Genomic DNA, 231 nt, shown 5'->3' with positions numbered 1-231 from the left:
GCGCAGCCAGTTTGCCCAACGCCAGCACGCCGCCCACATTGGTATCCCACAGCGACGGATGGTTCGACAACGTTGCCAGCGCCGCGCAGTTGATGATGACTTCCGGGTCGCCCAGCTTTGCCTCGCCGGCGTTGCGCAGGTCGAACGGCACGATCTGCGATTCGGTGATGCCGTCCAGCACGGCTTGCGGCAACTGGAACCGGCGCAGGTTGCTGCGCGGGCGCGCGAGCC

At 67.1% G+C, this 231-nt stretch carries 1 protein-coding gene; it reads right to left on the bottom strand.

Annotated elements, in window-relative coordinates:
* The coding region (locus tag ACVA58_RS28800) for a hypothetical protein (protein ID WP_446513639.1) at window positions 1–231 on the bottom strand (231 nt) is incomplete at both ends.

It is taken from the genome of Photobacterium sp. DNB22_13_2 (genome assembly GCF_052873915.1).
The sequence above is the reverse complement of the archived record's forward strand: the minus strand, read 5'-3'. Positions and strand labels throughout refer to the sequence as shown.